Source organism: Streptomyces sp. NPDC002490 (genome assembly GCF_040296045.1).
Taxonomy (GTDB): domain Bacteria; phylum Actinomycetota; class Actinomycetes; order Streptomycetales; family Streptomycetaceae; genus Streptomyces.
The window spans coordinates 17,439-36,127 of sequence record NZ_JBEOWM010000031.1; the positions used below are offsets into that span (position 1 = coordinate 17,439).

Here is an 18,689-nt window from a genome sequence, read left to right on the forward strand (position 1 = left end):
CGTCCCGCACCCCCGGATCAGCGCTTGGTGACGCGGTGGAAGACGGGCTCCCACGCGTTGACGGGGAAGGCGAGGTCCTCGACGCCCTTCCGGGCGAGCAGGACCTGGGCCGAGTCGAAGAGCGGGATGCCGTAGCCCTCCCGGAGGATCGCGGTCACCGCCCGGTCGACGAGGGCGGCCCGCCGGCGCGGGTCGACGGTGGTGGCCTGCTCGGTGAGGGGACGGTCGACGGCGGGTCGGGGCGCCTGGCCGTCCCAGGGCGCGAGCGCGGTGTGGTAGAAGGCGGCGATGCCGTCGGCGTCCCCGCGGCTCGCCCCCTGGTAGACCGCGAGTTGCCACTTCCCGGTCTTGCGCAGGTCGGCCTGCTGGGCCTCGGAGACCCGGTTCAGCGTGATCTCCACCCCGATGTCGGCGAGGGCGTCCTTGACGTACTCCCAGCCCGCCTCGTCGGCGCCGATGTCCGAACTCGCGAACGTCAGCGCCAGACGCAGCCGTTGCCCGTCCTTGACCCGGACGCCGTCGGCCCCCGTCGCCCAGCCCGCACGGTCCAGGATCGTGCGACTGCGCGCCGGGTCGTGCCGCAGCAACGCGCTCCGGTCCCGGTGGGAGGGGTGGCCGCGGGAGACCACGTCGGTGGCGGGCTCGACGCCCTCCCCGTAGAAGGTGTCCACGAACTCGGCCCGGTCGATGCCGTGCTGGAGGGCCCGGCGCACCGCGGGGTCCGCGACCACCGGGTCCGAGGTGTTGGCCACGAAGGTGTTCACCACCCCCCGGTTGGGGGCGAGGACGGTCCGCGTCCCGCCCCGTCCGCGGGCCTGCGCCAGCCCGGTCTCGGTCATGGAGTACGCCAGGTCGTACTCGCCCGCCACCACCCCCGCGGCCCGCAGGCTCTCCTCCGGCACGATCTGCACCGTCACCCGTTCCAGGGCGGACCCCCCGCCCGTCCGGGCGAACGCCGCGGGCGCCCAGGAGTAGCCCTCGCGCCGCTGGTAGCCGACGCGTTCGTCCTGCACCGCCTCGCGCAGCACGAAGGGACCCGAGCCGATGGTGCCCTCGGCGCACCGCTCCTCCGGCGTCCTCGCCAGGCTCTCCGGAGCCACGATGCCGAACTGGCCCTCGCTGTTGGCCTGGAGGAAGCCGGCGTTGGGCGCGGTGAACTCGACCCGCACCCGGCGCCCGTCCAGGGCCCGGGCCCGGTGGTAGCCGCGCAGGTAGGCGCCGGGGGTCGGGGACACGCCCTGCTGCGCCATCCGCCACAGCGTCTCGAAGTTGTCGGCGACGACCTGCGCGGTCAGCTTCTCGCCGTTGCTGAACGTCACCCCCTCACGGAGGGTGAACTCGTAGGCGCGTCCGCCGTCCAGGCTCCTCCAGGACTCGGCCAGGTACGGTGCCAGCCGGCCCGTCGAGGGGTCCTCGCTGAGCAGGGTGTCCAGCACCTGCCTGCCGAAGAGCGCGAACGGATTGGACTGGGCGTAGTCGAAGCAGGTCGGGTACCAGCCGTAGGCGACCCGCAGGTGGCTCGTGTCGGTGTCGGCGGTGGTGCCGGCCGTGCCGGAGCAGCCGGTGAGCAGCAGTGCGGTCGCCGAGGCGGTGGCGAACAGACGCGTCAGGGGCGCGCGGGTCATGGCGAAGGTGTCCTGTCGGCAGGGTGCGGGTGCGGGTTCGTGCGGGGGGCGGGGTCGGAGGGGACGTCCCCCGGGTGAGGCGGACCGGGGCGCGGCAGGACCGGGACGGCCGCCAACAGCTCGCGGGTGAAGGGGTGCTGGGGGCGGTCGAAGACCTCGGCGGCGGGTCCCCGTTCCTCGATCCGGCCGTGCCGCATCACGAGGACCTCGTCCGCCACCGCCCGCACCACCGAGAGGTCGTGCGAGACGAGCAGGTAGGCGATGCCGTGCCGCTGCTGGAGCACGTCGAGGAGTTCCAGCAGGGCGAACTGCACGGCCTGGTCGAGGGCCGAGACCGGTTCGTCGAGCACGACCACGTCCGGTTCCAGGGCGAGTGCCCGGGCGATCGCGGCGCGTTGCAGTTGCCCGCCGGACAGCTCCGGGGGCCGTCGCTCGGCGAAGGCGCCGGGCAGCCCCACCTGTTCGAGGAGCTCCCGGGCCCGTCCGGCGCGCCACCGGGCGTCCCCGAGCCGGTGCGCCTCCAGCGGTTCGGCCACCGCCCGGCCGAGCGTCAGCAGCGGGTCCAGACTGCGCGCCGGGTTCTGGTACACGAGTTGCACCCGCCGGGCGAACGGCTCGTGCCTGCGGCGGGTGGGAAACAGCTCCTCGCCGTCCAGGAGCACCGCACCGGCGTCCGCGCGCTCCTGTCCGGTCAGCAGCCGCAGCAGCGTCGACTTCCCCGCCCCGGACTCGCCGACCACCGCGACCGTCTGTCCGCGCTGCACGGTCAGGCTCACGTCCCGCACCGCCTCGATCGGCGCGCCTGCGCGCCCCGCGCGGAAGGACTTGACCAACCCCCGTGCCTCCAGCACCACCCGGGCCGGCGCCTCGGGCCGGAACACCGGCCGGGCCGGGAGGGCGTCCGGCCGCGCCCCCAGCAGTTGACGGGTGTACGGGTGCTCCGGTGCGTCCAGGACGCGCGCGGTGGGGCCGGACTCCACGACCCGCCCGGCCCGCATCACCAGCAGGTGCTCCGCGCGCCCGGCCGCCACGGCGATGTCGTGGGTGACCATCAGGACCGCCAGCCCGTGCCGGGCCCGCACCCCGTCGATCAGGTCCAGCACCCTGCGCTGGACCGTGGCGTCCAGTTGGGAGGTCGGCTCGTCGGCCAGCAGCAGCCGCGGCGTGCCGACGAGCGCCAGGGCGATCAGGACGCGCTGCCGTTGGCCCCCGGACAGTTCGTGGGGGTACTGGCGCAGTCGCAGCAGGGGCCGGTCCACGCCGACGGCGTCGAGGGCGGCGGCCGTCAGGGCACGGCTCTCCTCGCGGTCGGTCACGGCCAGGAAGTGCCGGTGCAGTTCGGCGAACTGGGCGCCGATGCGCATCAGCGGGTCCAGTGCGTCCCCCGGGTCCTGCGGGACCAGGCCCACCGACCGGCCGCGCAGCGCCCGGACGTCGGGCACGACCCGCAGCACGCCGTGCCCGTCGCGGAACTCCAGTCGCCGCAGACCGACCCGGGCGGTGCGCGGGACCAGCCCCAACAGGGCCTTCAAGGTGGTCGACTTGCCCGAACCGGACTCGCCCACGACGGCGACCGTGCTGCCGGAGGCCACCGTGAGGGAGAGGTCGTCGACGGCGACGACCGGATCCCGGCCGGGGCCGCCCGGGTAGTGCACCCGCAGTCCCTCCAGACGCAGCAGCACGTTGTGATGGTGGTTCACCAGGGGGTCGGTGGCCGTCATCGTGCCCCCGCCTTCGACGCGCCGAGCACGCGTCCCACCCGGTGCAGCGCCAGGACCACGAGGGCGAGCACCGCGCCGGGCAGGGCGGTGAGCCACCACGCGGTGGCGAAGTGGTCCCGCCCGCCCGCGATGAGGTTGCCCCACTCGGGGGCGGGCGGTTGGGTGCCGTAGCCCAGGAAGCTCAGGGCCGACACGGACAGCACGATCGACGCCAGTTCCAGCGCGGCGAGCGCGGTGACCGGGCCGCGTGCGTGGGGCAGTACGTGCCGCACCAGCACCCGGGGCCGGGAGAGGCCGAAGCCGTTCGCCGCCTCCACGAAGGTCTGCCCGCTCACCCTCAGCACCTCGGCGCGGGTCACCCGGGCGAGCGCGGGGACCGAGGCGATCCCGACGGCGAGGGCGAGCTGGACCGGCCCGGTGCCCAGCCCGGAGACGACCAGCAGGGAGACCAGCAACGACGGCAACGCCAAGAGCACGTCCACGGCGGCCATCAGCGCCCGGTCCAGCGGTCCGCCGAAGTAGCCGGCCACCAGGCCGACGAGGACGCTCAGGGAGAAGGCGAACGCCAGCGCCAGCAGTGCCACGCCGAGGCTGGCCTGGGTGCCGAGGACCACCCGGCTGAACAGGTCGCGGCCCAGTTCGTCGGTGCCGAAGGGGTGGGCGGTCGACGGCGGTCGCAGCCGTGCGGACACCTCCTGGGCGTACGGGTCCCGGGGCGCCACGACCCGGGGCAGCAGGGCCGCCGCGGCGGCGAGGCCGAGCACCGCGAGGGCGACCCGGGGCGTGCCGGCCCGGGTGCGGTGCCGGGCGGCGGAGGGGAGGACGAGGGTCATGCGGTTGCTCCACTGTCCTGTCTGCGGGTCCTCGGGTCGAGGACCGGGTACAGGAGGTCGACGGTGAGGTTGACGACGGCGAACACGAGGGCGGCGGCCAGGGCGATGGCCAGCACCACGGGGGCGTCCTGGGCCTCCACGGACGAGGCGAGGAGACGGCCGAGGCCCGCTCGGGCGAACACCGTCTCGGTGACCACCGTGCCGACCAGCACCCCGCCCACGGTGAGCCCGGCGAGCGTCACGAAGGGCAGCAGCGCGTTGCGGACCACGTGGCGGAGGTAGACCCGCCACCAGGGCAGCCCGCGGGCCCGCAGCAGGGCCACGAAGGGCGCGTCCTGCACGTCGTCCAGGGAACGGACCAGGACCGCGGCCAGGGAGGCCGACACGGGCAGCGCCAGCGTGAGGGCCGGCAGCACCAGCGCCGTCGGGCCGCTGCCGCCGGTGGAGGGCAGCCAGCCGAGGGCGAACGAGAACACCTGCACCAGCAGCAGACCGAGCCAGAACGCGGGGACCGAGGCGATCAGCGGGGGGAGGTTCACCAGGGCCCGGTGCAGGGCCCCGTCCCGTCGCCAGGAGGTGAGCAGCGCCAGGGCCAGGGAGAACGGCACCGCGACGGCGAGCCCCGCCCCGGCCAGGGCGACCGTGTTCGGCGCCACCGAGGCCAGTACCTCCGGCACGGGCCGGCCCGACTGGAACGAGGTTCCCAGGTCCCCCCGGAGGAGGTGGCCGAGCGATTCGACGTAGCGGACCGGGAGGGGGCGGTCGAGCCCGTGTGCGGCGCGCAGCGCCTCGACCTGTTCCGGGGTGCCGCCGCCGGCACCGGCGGACCGCCGTTCGAGCATCAGGGCCACCGGATCGCTCGGCAGCGCGTAGAGCAGGAGGAACGCCAGTGCGTGGACGGAGAGCAGCACGACCAGGAAGGCGCCGCAGCGCCGCGCGAGGTACCGGGCGAGGGCCGGGCGAGGGAACCGGGCCATGGCTCAGAGCCTCTGCGAGGCTTCGGTGAGGGCGGCGCGGACGATCTCCTCGATGAGGTCGAACTCGGCCCGGCCCACGGTGGTGGGCGGGGCCAGCAGGATCGCGGGGTCGCCCCGTTCGTCGAGCCGCGCGTGCAGTCCGCCGGCGCGCAGCGCGGGACCCAGCAGCTCGTCGATCAACCGGCGTCGTTCCACGGCCGGGAACGGCTCCCGGGTGTGCCGGTCCTTGACGAGGACGATGCCCCAGAAGTAGCCGGCGCCGCGCACGTCCCCCACGATCGGCAGGTCGCGCAGCCGGTCCAGGGTGGTGCGGAACAGGTCCTCGTTGGCGCGGACGTTCTCGTTGAGCTTCTCGCGTTCGAAGACGGCGATGTTGGCCAGTCCCACGGCGGCGGCGACCGGGTGCCCGCCGAAGGTGAGTCCGTGGGCGAAGGTGTTCTCCTTCTTGGTGAACGGGGCGAAGAGGCGGTCGCTCACGATCGTGGCCCCGGCCGGTACGTAGCCGGAGGTGATGCCCTTGGCGCCGGTGATGATGTCGGGCACCACCCCGTAGCGGTTGACCGCGAAGAAGTCCCCGATGCGGCCGAAGGCCGTGATCACCTCGTCGGCCACCAGGACCACGCCGTACCGGTCGGCGATCTCCCGGACCCGCTCCAGGTACCCCGGGGGCGGCGGGATCGCAGCCCCCGAGTTCTGCACCGGTTCCAGGAAGATCGCGGCGACGGTCTCCGGGCCTTCGAACTCGATGGCCTCGGCGATCCGGTCGGCCGCCCACCGTCCGAACGCCTCCGCGTCGTCCCGCAGGTGCTCCGGGGCGCGGTACAGGTCGGTGGTCGGCACCTTGTGGCCGCTCGGCACCAGGGGTTCGAACGGGGCCCGCAGCCCCGGCAGGGCGGTGATGGACAGGGCGCCGTGGGTGGTTCCGTGGTAGGCGATGGTGCGGCTGATCACCTTGTGGCGGCCGGGTTGGCCGATGGCCTTGTAGTACTGCTTCACCAACTTCCAGGCCGTCTCGACGCTCTCGCTGCCGCTGTTGGTGAGGAAGACCCGGTTCAGGTCGCCCGGTGCCCGCTCGGCGAGGGCCTCGGCGAGTTCGGCGGCGCGCGGGTGCACGGCGTTCCAGACCGGGAAGTAGTCGAGCTCCCGGATCTGGCGTGCGGCGGCCTCCGCCAACTCGGGTCTGCCGTGCCCGGCGTTGACGGCGAACAGGCCGGACAGCCCGTCGAGGTAGCGGCGCCCCCGGTCGTCCCAGAGGTGGGCGCCTTCGGCCCGGGTGATGACGGGCACCTCCTCGCCGGCGGTCAGCCCGGCGTGGTTGGTGAAGTGCAGCCAGAGGTGGTCGCGGGTCTTCTGCTGGACGTCTGACGAGGACACGTCGGTACTCCTGGTGGTTGTGCCGCGCGGGCGGAGCGGGGGCGTACGGGGAAGGGGCTGCGGATGGGTCAGAGCGCGAGCTTGGGGGCGTACTGGCGCAGCCAGGAGGCGAAGTTCAGGACCACCTCGCCCTCGAAGTTGCTGACGAGCCCGTGCGACCGGGCCGCCCCGGTGACGCTGCCGGGCGCCAGCACGTGCGGGGCGAACACGTCCCCCAGCCCGTCCGGCGGGTCCGCGAGGACCTCGGCGAGTTGCTCCTCCAGCCGTCGCGAGTAGTCCGGGTCCGGGGTGGTGGGGTACGGCGACTTCCGGCGCTCCCGCACGTCCTCGGGCAACAGTTCGCCCACCGCGTCCCGCAGGACGCCCTTCTCCCGGCCGCCCGCGTTGTGGACGTCGCGGCCCAGGCGCACCACGAGTTCGACGATCCGGTGGTCGCAGAAGGGGACCCGCACCTCCAGTCCGCTGGCCATGCTCAGCCGGTCGTTGCGGTCCAGCAGCATCGGCAGGAAGTAGGTGATGCCGAGGTGGAGGATCTCCCGGTGCCGTCGCTCCCGCGGGCTCAGCGCGGGATCGAGGTCCAGCCCGCCGAGGGCCGTGGCGTACTCGTCGCGCAGGTACTCCTCCACCCGGAGCGCCCGCAGCAGTTGGGGGTCGACGGCGCCGAGGACCCGCTGGTGGAGGTAGCCGTGGGCCGGGCTGTCGGCGATCCAGGGGAAGGTGTCCGCCTCCACCGCGCGCGGTTCGTGGAACCACAGGTAGCCGCCGAGGATCTCGTCGGCTACCTCGCCGGACAGCGCGACGGTGGCGTGGCGCCGCACCTCCCGGCAGAGCAGCAGCAGGCTGGTGTCCAGGTCGCCGAAGCCGTTGGGGAGGTCCCGGGCGCGCACCGTGGCGTCGCGGACCTCGCCGCCGGCCAACAGGGCGCTGTCCAGGACGACGTTGGAGTGCCGGGCACCGATGTGCCGCGCCGCCTCCCGTGCGTAGTGGCGGTCCAGGGCCGAGCGGGAGTCGGCCGAAGCGGCCGCGTCGGTGAAGTCCACGGAGAACGAGCGCACCCCGCCGCCACCGGGCAGCCGGCCAGCGATCGCGGTGACCGCCGAGGAGTCGAGCCCGCCGGAGAGGAAGGTGCACAGGGGGACGTCCGCGACGGTCTGCCGGGCGACGGTGTCGTGGAGCAGCGCCCGCAACTCCTCGACGGCACCGGCGTGGTCGTCCTCGACCGGCCCGTTGAGGAACTCCCGGACGTCCCAGTACCGGGTGGTGCGCACCCCGCGCCGGGAGAACTCCAGCACCTGGCCCGGAAGCACCTCGGAGATCCCCCGGTAGGGGTTGGCGCCCGGGAACTTCAGGAGGGGGAGCACCAGTTGGCGCAGGCCGTCCTCGTCGACGACGGTGTGCACGTCCGGATGGGCGAGGACGGACTTGGCCTCGGAACCGAAGACCAGGCGGTCGCCCTCGTGGTGGTAGTGGAGCGGTTTCACCCCGAGGTGGTCGCGGACCAGCCAGAGGGTCTCGGCGCGCTCGTCCCAGAGGGCGAAGGCGAAGATGCCGTTGAACCGTTCGACGGCGCCGGCGCCCCACGCGACCCAGGCGGCGAGGACGACCTCGGTGTCGCTGGACGTGCGGAACCGGTGTCCCCGGGACGCGAGTTCGGCCCGCAGCTCCCGATGGTTGTACAACTCGCCGTTGTAGGAGAGGACGTACGAGGCGGCGGTGCTCGATCCGGCGGGGAAGAGCATGGGTTGCTCCCCGTTCTCGATGTCGATCACCGAGAGCCTGGTGTGCGCGATCGCCGCGCAACGGGAGGTCCACACCCCGGACCCGTCCGGCCCGCGGTGCCTCTGCTCGTCGTTCATCCTCGTCGCGACGGCCCGGGCGTCCGGGCCGAGTCCGGACAAGTCGACCCATCCGGATATACCGCACATGGAGGGGGTCCTCTCGTTTCGTCATGGCCGTGGGGAGCGGCCGGCAGCCGCCGGCACATCGGTTCGCCGCACCGACGGACGACGCCGTGGGCGTGGCCGGTCGTCGGTGCGGGATGGTGGGGAGGGCGCCGTCCCGGCGGTCGTGGGGCGACCGCGGACGTGCCGGTTCGGGGAAGGGCGGAGCGCGCCGTCACGGCGTCACTGATCGCCGAACGGGGCGTGGCGGGCAGGGGCGTGGTGGGTGCGGTGCGGGGTGTCGTCCGTCATGCCCCGGGGCACGCGCACCCGGTGGGGTGGGTGGTGGCGTTCGACGGCGCGTCAGCGCCGGAGCCCGGGCGGGCGGACGACGGGGGCGGGGCGACGGGCCGTGGGAAGGATCAGGCCAGACAACAGGCACCCGGGACCGTACGGGGACACCTGCCGGGCGGCGTGTCAACAACGTAGGTCGGAGTGCTCATGCCGTGAGCATCGCAGCGCCCGACTGAGCGGCACAAGGACTTCCCCAGGCCGTCCCAACATCCGAGACGTGCCCTGTCAGCCCCCTCGCGCGCGGGCGGTAGGGACGCGGGCGCGGGCCGCTCCGAGCGGCGGAGAATCGTTCATCTGGGCGCAACACGAAGGAGACCGGGGGCCCCGTCCACACGGTCGCGGTGGCCGTCGCACCCGGGTCGGAACGCCGGACGGGCCGCCCGTGCACGACGGGCGGCCCGGGCTCAGGCGGTGACCCGCTCCCCGCGGGTGGTCCGGGCGAACTCCTCCGCCAGGAGGCCGGCCAGGGTGGTGAGTTGCCAGGACTCGCGGTCCCTGCGCCAGACCAGCCCCAGCTGCGACGGCTCGTCGAGCCCCTCGACGCCCAGGTAGCGCACGTCACTGCGGGCGGCGCGCTCGGTCAACGGGCGGCAGACCAACATCCCGTGGTCGCCGGCGGCGACGAGCGCCAACCCCTCCTGGACGGTGGAGATCCCGGTGGTGGAACGGATCGGCACGCCGCCCGGAGTGGTGGGCGGCACCCGTGCCGCCTTCCAGTAGTCCGGTGCGTCCCCCACCGGATGGAGGACGTCCACGGTGGCCAACTCCTCGACGTGCACCCGCTCGGCCCCGGCCAGCGGATGCCAGGAGGCCACGGCCAACAGCCGGTCCTGCGGCGGGAACCGGAAGCCGACGGCGAGCGCCGGCTCCTCCACCGGGAGCTCCACCACCACGGCGTCCGCCTTCCCCTCCAGCACGGCGGTGAAGGGCGAGCCGAGCGGGATCTCGCTCAGCACCAGTGCCACCTCGTGGTGCACGCGCAGCCGGCGGAACGCCTCGGTCACCTCCTCGTAGACGCTGCCGTGGAAGCCGATCCGCAGCTGGCTCAACGTGCCGCTGCGCGCCCGCTCGCGCGCCCGGACCACCACCGTGGACAGCGCCTCGAACGCGGGACGCACGTCCTGCACGAACTGGGCGCCGAACCGACTGAGCGCCACCCGCCGGCTGGTGCGGTCGACCAGCCGGACCCCGACCCGCCGCTCCAGACCGGCGACCAGCTGGCTCACCCTGCTCTGCGAGCACCCCAGCCGCTCGGCCGTCCGACCGAAGTGCAACTCCTCGGCCAGCACCAGCAGGCACTCGATCTCCTGGACGTGGACCTGGTTCATGGCGTCCCCCTCGACGTCCTCATGGATTACCCATACTGATCGAACCTTGAGGAGATCGTCGTTGTTCCGGTTCCGGCGCGGTGTTTGGCTGGTCGGCATGGTCTCTCACGCGCCGGTGCAGCACACCGGGTCCGATACGGAACGCACCTCGCCCTGGCAGTGGGTGTCCGTCCTGGTGCTCTCCTTGAGCACGTTCGTGGTCGTGACCTCGGAGATGCTGCCCGTCGGGGTGCTCACCCCGATGGCCGACGGCTTGCGGATCGCCCCCGGCTCCGCCGGGTTCAGCCTGACCATCACCGGTCTCGTCACCGCCGTCACCGCTCCCGCGGTCCCCCGACTGCTGGGAGCGCACGACCGGCGCCTGGTGCTCGTCGTGGCCATGGTGGTGCTGGCCGCGGGCAACGCCCTCACCGCGGTCTCCCAGGGCTTCGGGCTGCTCGTGGTCTCCCGGATCGTCCTGGGCATCGGCATGGGGGCCGTGTGGGGGCTGGCCGCCGCCGTCGCCACCCGGTTGGTGGCCCCCCGCAACACGGCCCTCGCGGTCTCCGCCACCGTCAGCGGGGTGGCTGCGGCCTCCGTGGCCGGTGTGCCCCTCGGCACCCTGATCAGCAACGGCTTCGGCTGGCGCGCCGCGTTCGCCGCGCTCGCCGCGGGCTCGGTGCTGCTGGCCGCCGGACTGCTCCTGACGCTGCCCCGACTGCCGCGCCCCGAGGACCCGCAGGGCGCGGACGCCGCCGTCGGCCACGAGGGGCTGCTGCGCAGCCGGCCGGTGGTCTCCGGGCTGGTCCTCGTCCTCCTCCTCGTCACCGCCCACTTCGCGGCCTACACCTACGTACGGCCCGTGCTGGAGGAGCGGACCGCACTGGCGCCGGGATCCATCGCCCTGGTCCTGTTGGTCTACGGCCTGTTCGGGCTGATCGGGAACTTCGTCGCCGGTTCCCTGGCCGCCCGGCGCGCCCGCGGCACGGTCCTCGGCCTGACGGGCGGCATCGCCCTGTCGATCGGCCTGCTCGCCCTGGTCAGCACCACCGCGCTGCTGACCGGAGTCAGCGTCGCGCTGTGGGGGCTGACCTACGGCGGTCTGTCGGTGGCCGGTCAGATCTGGATGACCCAGGCGGCGCCGCACCGCGTCGAGCACGTGACCGGCGTCTACGTGGGCGTCTTCACCGCGGCCATCGCCCTGGGCGCCTTCCTCGGCGGCACCGTGGTGGAGGGCGCCGGCATCACCACGCTGCTGTGGAGCGCGGCGGTACTGGCCGCGCTGGCCCTGGCCGTCGGGTTCGCCGGGAAGCCGGGCGGAGCCCCCGCGAGGGTGCCCGCCACCGGAACGGGCGCCCTGCCCGGGTGAGCCGGGCCCGCGCGCTGCCGCGCCCGGGCCGTCACGACGATCGGCGCTCCGGGGCGCGGGCGTCCGCAGGGGAGGGGCGCCGGTGCACCGGCGCCCCTCCCCGCGCGGTCGTTCAGTTGGCCAGGGCCCGCCCGCCGGGGCTCCGGGTGAACTCCTCGCGCGTGCAGACGCACAGGTAGGCGTCCTTCTCCGGCTTCGCTATCCGCTCGACGATCGTGAAGCCGGCGTGGGCGAAGACCTCGTGCGCCGCGGTGTTGCGCACATCGGGCTCCATCACCACCCGGCGGGTCGCCGGGTCCGCGAAGAGGGTGTGCACGGCGCTGGTGATCGCGGCCCGGGTGAAGCCGTGCACGGGGGTGGTGGTCGGCGCGACGAGGAAGTGCAGACCCACGTCCCCCGGCTCCGGCGGATAGAGCCCCACCAGGGCCACGTGACGGGGGTCGTAGCGCTCGATCAGATAGGCGGGGACGCCGTCGACCAGGCCGATCAGGGCGTCGTGGTGCTCGTCGACGGCGATCGCCGCGTACTTCTCCTCGATGTCCTGGAGCGAGTCGTCCTGCATCATCCAGTACGCCGACTTGGGATGGGTGACCCACCGGTGGATGAGCGCGGAGTCCGTGGCCGGATCGACGTGGCGGACGGTGAAGTCGGCCGGGTCGGCCGTCCGGGTCGGGGTGCGGTCGGTGTCCGCGGTGTCGTCGAGGTCGCGCGTGCGCATGGGAACCCTTCTCTCGGATGCACGGCCCCGACCGGGTAAGGGCGGTACGGTGCCGTGCGGGCGGGTCGGCGGAGGGCGCCGGTGAACACGAGGGCGGGGAGGGGTGGTTGGGCTCCGATCGGCGGTGCTCCACAGCCGACTCCGGGTCGGTGCACGGCTGGCGATCGGGAACTCCTCGTGGCCGTCGTGGGATGGGGCGCTCTAGATCGTCCCCGGAAGGAGCGACTTAGGCAAGCCTTGCCTTGGGGGGTGTTCGTGCGTGTCCGTCCGAGGGCCCGGAGGGACGGGCTCCCGCTGCGACGTCGTCCCGTCCCGACGCCGGGCGGTCGGGTCCGTCCGGGGTGACATCGCGGGGCCGGTCGGAGCAGCGTCCGGGGGCGCGGTCCGGGTCCGGGTGCGGGACGGTCCTACGGTGCGCCGGTGAACAAACCGCGCGTGACCCGTAGCCTCGCCGCCGCCGTGCTCGGCGGACTCGCCCTCGTCACCCCCGCCCTCGCCGCGCCCGCCCAGGAGGAGTGGGTGCGGACGGGGGAGGGGATCACCGCCGGGATCAGCGGCATCGCCGTGGTGGCCCGGGGCCCCGCCGGCGTCGACACCGTGGTGGTGCACGACAACAAGCGGCCGGGGGAGCCGCGGATCTCCCGGATCGGGCTGGTGCCCGGGTCGGCGCCGGCCGTCCGGGTCCTTCGCTGGCGGGGCGGCGACCGGGCCCCGGTGGACCTGGAGTCGTTGAGCCCCGTTCCCGGGGCCCCGGGGGAACTCGTCGCCCTGGAGAGTTCCGGGCACGGCTTCCACCTGCGGTTGACCGGGGACACGGCACAGGTGCTCAGGGAGTTCGCGGTTCCCGGAGCGGACGCGGTCGACCCGGCGGGCCACCGCGACAACTACGAGGCGTTCTTCCTCGCCGGAACCCCGGGCCGGCTCACCGCGGTGTGGGCCCACCGGGGCCAGGACGCGGACCCGGCCGTCCTGCACGCCGCCGCTCTCGACTGGACGGCCCTCGCCTTCGGCGCGCGCGACTCGGCCCCGGTGCGGGTGCCGTACCCGGCGGCCGGCGTGCGGCACGTCAGCGATCTGACGGTGTCGCCCACGGGCCGGGTGACGGTCACCTCTGCCTCCGACGCCGGGGACGACGGACCCTTCGACTCCGCGGTGTACGACGTCGGCCGGGTGGAGTCCGACCTCTTCGGCCGCCCCCGACCGGTGCTGCGGGACGCCCCGTTGCGGATCGCGGTCTTCCCCGGCCACAAGATCGAGGCCCTGGCCTGCGGCCCCGCCGCCCGGGGCGTGCTCGGGACGGACGACGAGAACGCCGGCGGCCGTCTGCGCGCCGCCACGGTCTGCCCGCTCTGAACCGACCGGGCCGCGCCCCCGCGGTGCGGCCCGGGACGTCCACCACCTCCCGGACGAAGCGCCGCCCGGCCTCCGGAACTCCGGACGGCTCCACCGGCCGGAACCCGGGACCCGCGGCCCGCCGCCCCGCCCCACCGGGGTCAGCCCGTCGGACGGACCCCGCCGCCCCGCGCCACCGGGTGCCCGTCGACCAGGTCCACGCTCTCGCCCGTGCGGGACGACAGCACGGCCGCGGCGGCGATCCGCACCGCCGCCACTCCGTCCCCGGGGCTCACCCGCGGCGGCGGTCCGCCCGCGAGGGCGGTGGTGAAGTCCCGTAGCTGGGCGAGGTACGGGCCGTCCGCGGGGCCCGGCGCCGGTTGGCCGCCGGCCGCGGAGTCGTGCTCCCGCACCCCGCCCGGGCCGGTGACCCGGAACGTCGTGCGGAACGGCAGGTCGCCCCGCCCCCAGGTGCCGTACACCCGGCTGACCGCGCCCGACGCGTGCGTGAGCACCGCCGCGCCCTGCACCAGCGGGGTGCCCCCGGCGCCGGGCGGCCGGCTGCGCACCCCCGCCCGGACCCGGACCACCTCGCCGGCTACCCACCGGGCGCAGTCCATGTCGTGGATCATGAAGTCCATCAGCACGCCGCCGGAGGACGCCGGATCGGCGAACCACGAAGCCCGCCCCGGGTGGGCGCCGCTGCGCGTGAACCGCAGCGCGGACGGGGGACCGAGCTCGCCGCGGGCCACGGCCCCGGCGAGCGCCGCGTACGCCGGGAAGTACCGCACCACGTGCGCCGGGAACAGCAACACCCCGGCCTCCTCGGCGGCGCGGGCGATCTCGGCGGCGTCCGCGCCCGTCAACGCGAGCGGCTTCTCGCACACCACCGACCGGCCGGCCCGGATCGCGGCCAGCGCGAGGGGACGGTGCTCGGGCGTCGGGGTGCAGACGTCGATCACGGTGCTGCGGTGCAGCAGGTCGTCCAGGTCCCGGGCCACCGTGACGCCTTCGGCGCGGTAGCGGTCCGCCAGCACGGCCGCCCCGTCCCGCGCCGACAGCACGGTGACCCGCGCACCCAGTGCCAGCCAAGCCGGCAGGTGCGTCCGGGCCATGGCCCCCGCACCGATCACCCCCACCACGAGTCCGGGGCCCGCCGTTGCCGTCCGTGCGCGCGTCACCCGCATGCCCCTCCCGCTCGTCCCCCGGACCGGGGGTGATCAGGACTCTGGCACACCGGCCGCCCGGGGGGAACCTCTCCTACCGGGCCGTCCCGGACACCGTGCGCACTTGACCTCAAGATTGATTGAGGTCCTACCGTCCCAGGCATGTCGATGGAGATCACCGCCTGGACCCAGCTCAACGGACTCGTCCACGCCCAGCAGGCCCGCCCCTTCACCCGGGCCACCCTGCGCCGCATCGGAGAGTTCGCCCGCCCCCACCGCACGCCCATCATCCGCTTCCTGATCCTCAGCGCCCTCACCTCGCTCCTCGCCGTCGTCACCCCGCTGCTCGCCGGCCGGATCGTCGACGCCCTCGTCAGCGGCGGCCCACCGGGCACGGTGGTGCGCATCGCCCTGCTGATCGCGGTGATCGCCGTCGCCGAGGCCGGACTCGGCCTGCTGGAGCGCCGGTTGTCCGCGGCGCTCGGCGAGGACCTGATCCTGGACCTGCGGCGCGCGGTCTTCGACCACGTGCAGCGGATGCCCGTCGCCTTCTTCACCCGCACCCGCACCGGCGCCCTCGTCAGCCGGCTCAACAACGACGTCATCGGCGCCCAACGCGCCTTCAGCAGCACCCTGTCCGGGGTGGTCGGACACGTGGTCACCCTGCTGCTCACCCTGGTGGTGATGCTCGCCCTCTCCTGGGAGATCACCCTGCTCGCCCTCGTGCTGCTCCCCGTGTTCGTGGTGCCCGCCCGACGGATGGGGACCCGGATGGCCTCCCTCCAACGGGAGGCCACCCAACTCAACGCCGCCATGGGCACCCGGATGACCGAACGGTTCTCCGCCCCCGGCGCCACCCTCGTCAAGCTCTTCGGGCGGCCCGGCGAGGAGTCGGCCGAGTTCGCCGCGCGGGCCGCCCGGGTCCGTGACATCGGGGTGCGCACCGCCATGGCCCAGTACACCTTCATGACCGCGCTGACCCTGGTCTCCGCGCTCGCCCTCGCCCTGGTGTACGGCCTGGGCGGCTGGTTCGCCCTGCACGGTGCGCTGGAGCCCGGGGCGGTGGTCGCGCTGGCCCTGCTGCTCACCCGGCTGTACGCCCCGCTCACCGCCCTCGCCGGGGCCCGGGTCGAGGTGATGAGCGCCCTGGTCAGCTTCGAGCGGGTCTTCGAAGTGCTCGACCTCAAGCCGCTGATCGAGGAGCGGCCCGACGCCCGGCAGGTCCCCGAGGGCCCGGTGGCGGTCGAGTTCAGCGACGTCCGCTTCGGCTACCCCGCGGCCGACCGGGTGTCCCTCGCCTCGCTGGAGGAGGTCGCCACCCTGGACACCCGGGAGGGCGGAGAGGTGCTGAAGGGCCTGACCTTCCGCGCCGAACCGGGGGAGACCGTCGCCCTCGTCGGGTCCTCCGGCGCCGGCAAGTCGACGATCGCGGCGCTGCTGCCCCGGCTGTACGACACCGACGCCGGAACGGTGCGCGTCGGCGGCGTCGACGTGCGGGACCTGTCCGCCGACTCGCTGCGCGCCACGGTCGGGATGGTCACCCAGGACGGGCACCTCTTCCACGAGTCGGTCCGCGCCAACCTGACGCTCGCCCGGCCCGACGCCACCGAGGACGACCTGCGGGACGCCCTGCGCCGCTCCCGCCTCGACGGCCTGGTGCGCTCGCTGCCGGACGGCCTCGACACCGTGGTCGGCGAACGCGGCTACCGGCTGTCGGGCGGCGAGCGCCAGCGGATGACCATCGCCCGACTGCTGCTCGCCCGGCAGCGCGTGGTGATCCTGGACGAGGCCACCGCCCACCTCGACAACACCTCCGAGGCCGCCGTGCAGCAGGCGTTGGCGGAGGCGCTCGCCGACCGGACCGCCGTGGTCATCGCGCACCGGCTGTCGACCGTGCGGTCCGCGGACCAGATCCTGGTGGTGGAGGACGGCCGGATCGTCGAACGCGGCACCCACGAGACCCTGTTGGCCGCCGACGGGCGCTACGCCGAACTGCACCGCACCCAGTTCGCGACCGATGCCCGGGCCGCCGATCCGGTGCCGGCCGCCGTCCGGGCCCCGGAACGGACCTGAACCGCCCTCCGTCCGTGCGGACCCCGGGTCCGCACGGACGTCAGGCCGCTCACTCCCCGGACCCGGCCCCCTGTACCGGGCCCAGGGCGAGCAGATAGGGGACGTCCATCAGCAGACGCCCGTCCTCGGCACGGTTGTGCGCGGCGAAGAGCGCGGCCAGCGCCTCCTGCGCGGCGCCCCAACGGCCCGCCGCCTCCAACGCCGAGCGGTGGCCGCGCAGCGGCCCGGGCTTCTCGGCGAAGGCCCGCACCGCGTGGTCGACGGACGGGTAGCCGACGCGGACCTCCCGCACCGGGGTCTCCAGGGCCACCGGAAGCGGGGCGAACCAGCGGCGGACCCGCTCCCCGTCCCCCCACCGGGTGGGCGCGTCCACCGCGGGCGGCGGTTCGGGCAACGCGGCGGTGACGGTCGGGGCGATCCGGCCGAACACCCCCTCGGGCGTCCACGCGGCGAGCGCCAGCCAGCCGCCGGGACGGCACACCCGGACGAGTTCCGCCGCGGCGCGCCGCGGGTGCGGGGCGAACATCACCCCGAAGGTGGACACCACCACGTCGAAGGAGCCGTCCGGGAACGGCAGTTCCCCGGCCTCCCCCTCGACGAAGCGGGTCCGTCCGCCGAGGCCGGCCGCCGCGGCGCGCGCCGCGGCCACGGCCAGCAGATCGGCCGCCGGATCGAGCCCCACGGCCCGGGCGCCGGCCCGCGCGGCGGCGAGGGCCGCGGGCCCGGTGCCGGTCCCCACGTCCAGCACCGTCGGGGCCGTCGCCGGCCGCGTCGACGCGGCCCGGGCCAGTACCCGGGCCACCACGTCGTCCGCCGCGTGCGCCCAGGCGTCGCCCGCCGCCGCGTAGCCGTCCGGCCCCGCCCCCGACCACGAGCCGCTCATCGGGACGCCCCGTCCACCAGTCGGTGCAGCGTCAGCCCGGCGGAAGCCAACCGGTCCGGCAGATCGGACAGTTCGGCGATCTCGTCGAGGTGGACGACCCCGAGCGGCCAAGGGGCGTGGAGCAGGTGGCGGGCGGTGTGGGCGGCGACCAGGGCGGTGAACCGGCTCTGCCGGTGGCCCCGGACGGCGTAGCCGACGCGTCGCCCGCCGCGGTGCGCGTCGACCCGTACCGCGAAGGCGTCCCCGCCCGGGTGCACCCGGCCGAACAGCGAGGTCAGCAGCCGGCCGGGGCCGGGCCGGGCCGCGAGCCGCAGCAGCCCCGTCGCGCGGGCCCCGAACAACAGCGCCGTCAGCAGCCGGGAGTCGAGGCACAACCGGGTGGTCACCCGGGGCACGCCCAGGGTGCGGGCCGAGGCGTGCTGGTCGGAGAACGGGAAGGGGTGGGCGGTGCGCCGTCCGAAGCCGGGCAGCGAGGTGCGCAGCCGGCGCCCGGCGGTCGGCGCGGCCAGGTGCGCCACGGTCCACCGCACCGCGTCGGCGCCGTGCCGTTCGCCCGAGCCGAGCAGCACCGTCACGTCGATCCGCTCGGCGCCGCCGACCTCCTCGTGGGCGCGGCGGGCGAGCAGGTTGGTCAGCCCCGGGGCCACCCCCACGCTGAGCACGGCCGCCGCCCGGGTGTGCACCGCCGTCTCCCGGAGCCCCTCGACGGCGGCGAGCAGGTCGGCGTCGGCCCCGACGTCGACCAGGTGGATGCCGCGCTCCAGGCAGATCCGGGCCACCGAGGCGTCCGGGGGTTCCACGCACAGCACCACCACCGCCACGTCGCCGAGGTGGTCGAGCACCCGCTCGAAGCCCCTCGGGTCGGTCACGTCCACCTGCACCCCGCCGTGGCGCCGGGCCCGCTCGGCGCTGCGTCCGCCGGGCACCACGCGCCCGGGGAACCACCGTTCCAGCGTCGCCGTCACCTCCTCGCCCACCGCACCGTAGCCGCCGGGCACGAGGATGCGCCCGGCGACTCCAGAATTCACTGTAGTCATACTCCAGTGAACCACACTGTAGTGTCACTACAGCAAAATG

At 74.7% G+C, this 18,689-nt stretch carries 14 protein-coding genes; 3 read left to right on the top strand and 11 right to left on the bottom strand.

The annotated features are described in order from the left end of the window. Window positions 1-17: 17 nt before the first annotated feature. From ABT092_RS20210 to ABT092_RS20240, 7 genes are all read right to left on the bottom strand, one after another. Window positions 18-1,625, bottom strand: coding sequence for an ABC transporter substrate-binding protein (locus ABT092_RS20210; protein ID WP_351245710.1), 1,608 nt, complete (start codon window positions 1,623-1,625; stop codon window positions 18-20). Then, window positions 1,622-3,346, bottom strand: coding sequence for a dipeptide ABC transporter ATP-binding protein (locus ABT092_RS20215; protein WP_351245712.1), 1,725 nt, complete (start codon window positions 3,344-3,346; stop codon window positions 1,622-1,624). The genes ABT092_RS20210 and ABT092_RS20215 overlap by 4 nt, the downstream gene beginning before the upstream one ends. Further along, entirely contained in the window at window positions 3,343-4,179 is an 837-nt protein-coding gene (locus ABT092_RS20220) for an ABC transporter permease (RefSeq protein WP_351245714.1), read from the bottom strand. Before ABT092_RS20220 ends, ABT092_RS20215 begins: the two co-directional genes overlap by 4 nt. Then, the gene (locus ABT092_RS20225; protein WP_351245716.1) at window positions 4,176-5,156 is read right to left on the bottom strand and encodes an ABC transporter permease; all 981 of its coding nucleotides are present in this window, start codon (window positions 5,154-5,156) and stop codon (window positions 4,176-4,178) included. The genes ABT092_RS20220 and ABT092_RS20225 overlap by 4 nt, the downstream gene beginning before the upstream one ends. Window positions 5,157-5,159: 3 nt before the next feature. Beyond that, window positions 5,160-6,530 carry an aspartate aminotransferase family protein gene (locus ABT092_RS20230; protein WP_351245718.1) on the bottom strand — a complete coding sequence of 457 codons (1,371 nt, stop codon included), beginning with the start codon at window positions 6,528-6,530 and terminating at the stop codon, window positions 5,160-5,162. Window positions 6,531-6,598: 68 nt separating this feature from the next. Further along, window positions 6,599-8,455 carry an asparagine synthase (glutamine-hydrolyzing) gene (asnB, locus tag ABT092_RS20235; RefSeq protein WP_351245720.1) on the bottom strand — a complete coding sequence of 619 codons (1,857 nt, stop codon included), beginning with the start codon at window positions 8,453-8,455 and terminating at the stop codon, window positions 6,599-6,601. A 713-nt stretch (window positions 8,456-9,168) separates the two neighbouring features. Then, a complete protein-coding gene (locus ABT092_RS20240; protein WP_351245722.1) occupies window positions 9,169-10,092 on the bottom strand; it encodes a LysR family transcriptional regulator in 924 nt (307 codons plus the stop codon). Between the two features lie 97 nt (window positions 10,093-10,189). On the opposite strand from ABT092_RS20240, the gene ABT092_RS20245 reads away from it, so the two are divergent. Continuing rightward, on the top strand, window positions 10,190-11,440 hold the full coding sequence (locus tag ABT092_RS20245) for an MFS transporter (protein WP_351245724.1): 1,251 nt from the start codon (window positions 10,190-10,192) through the stop codon (window positions 11,438-11,440). Between the two features lie 112 nt (window positions 11,441-11,552). On the opposite strand, the gene ABT092_RS20250 is transcribed toward ABT092_RS20245, so the two are convergent. Continuing rightward, complete coding sequence (locus ABT092_RS20250) at window positions 11,553-12,158, bottom strand: GNAT family N-acetyltransferase (protein WP_351245726.1); 606 nt, start codon at window positions 12,156-12,158, stop codon at window positions 11,553-11,555. A 420-nt stretch (window positions 12,159-12,578) separates the two neighbouring features. Between ABT092_RS20250 and ABT092_RS20255 the strand changes: the two genes are divergently transcribed. Then, window positions 12,579-13,511, top strand: coding sequence for a hypothetical protein (locus ABT092_RS20255; RefSeq protein ID WP_351245728.1), 933 nt, complete (start codon window positions 12,579-12,581; stop codon window positions 13,509-13,511). Between the two features lie 140 nt (window positions 13,512-13,651). Here ABT092_RS20255 and ABT092_RS20260 read toward each other — a convergent pair whose 3' ends face one another. After that, window positions 13,652-14,671: a Gfo/Idh/MocA family protein gene (locus ABT092_RS20260; protein ID WP_351245730.1), complete on the bottom strand. Its 1,020-nt coding sequence runs from the start codon at window positions 14,669-14,671 to the stop codon at window positions 13,652-13,654. Between the two features lie 153 nt (window positions 14,672-14,824). Here ABT092_RS20260 and ABT092_RS20265 point away from each other — a divergent pair, with 153 nt between their 5' ends. After that, complete coding sequence (locus ABT092_RS20265) at window positions 14,825-16,729, top strand: ABC transporter ATP-binding protein (RefSeq protein WP_351245810.1); 1,905 nt, start codon at window positions 14,825-14,827, stop codon at window positions 16,727-16,729. Between the two features lie 49 nt (window positions 16,730-16,778). On the opposite strand, the gene ABT092_RS20270 is transcribed toward ABT092_RS20265, so the two are convergent. Continuing rightward, a complete protein-coding gene (locus ABT092_RS20270) occupies window positions 16,779-17,612 on the bottom strand; it encodes a class I SAM-dependent methyltransferase (protein WP_351245732.1) in 834 nt (277 codons plus the stop codon). After that, window positions 17,609-18,640: a saccharopine dehydrogenase family protein gene (locus ABT092_RS20275; RefSeq protein WP_351245734.1), complete on the bottom strand. Its 1,032-nt coding sequence runs from the start codon at window positions 18,638-18,640 to the stop codon at window positions 17,609-17,611. The genes ABT092_RS20270 and ABT092_RS20275 overlap by 4 nt, the downstream gene beginning before the upstream one ends. Between the last annotated feature and the right edge of the window lie 49 nt (window positions 18,641-18,689).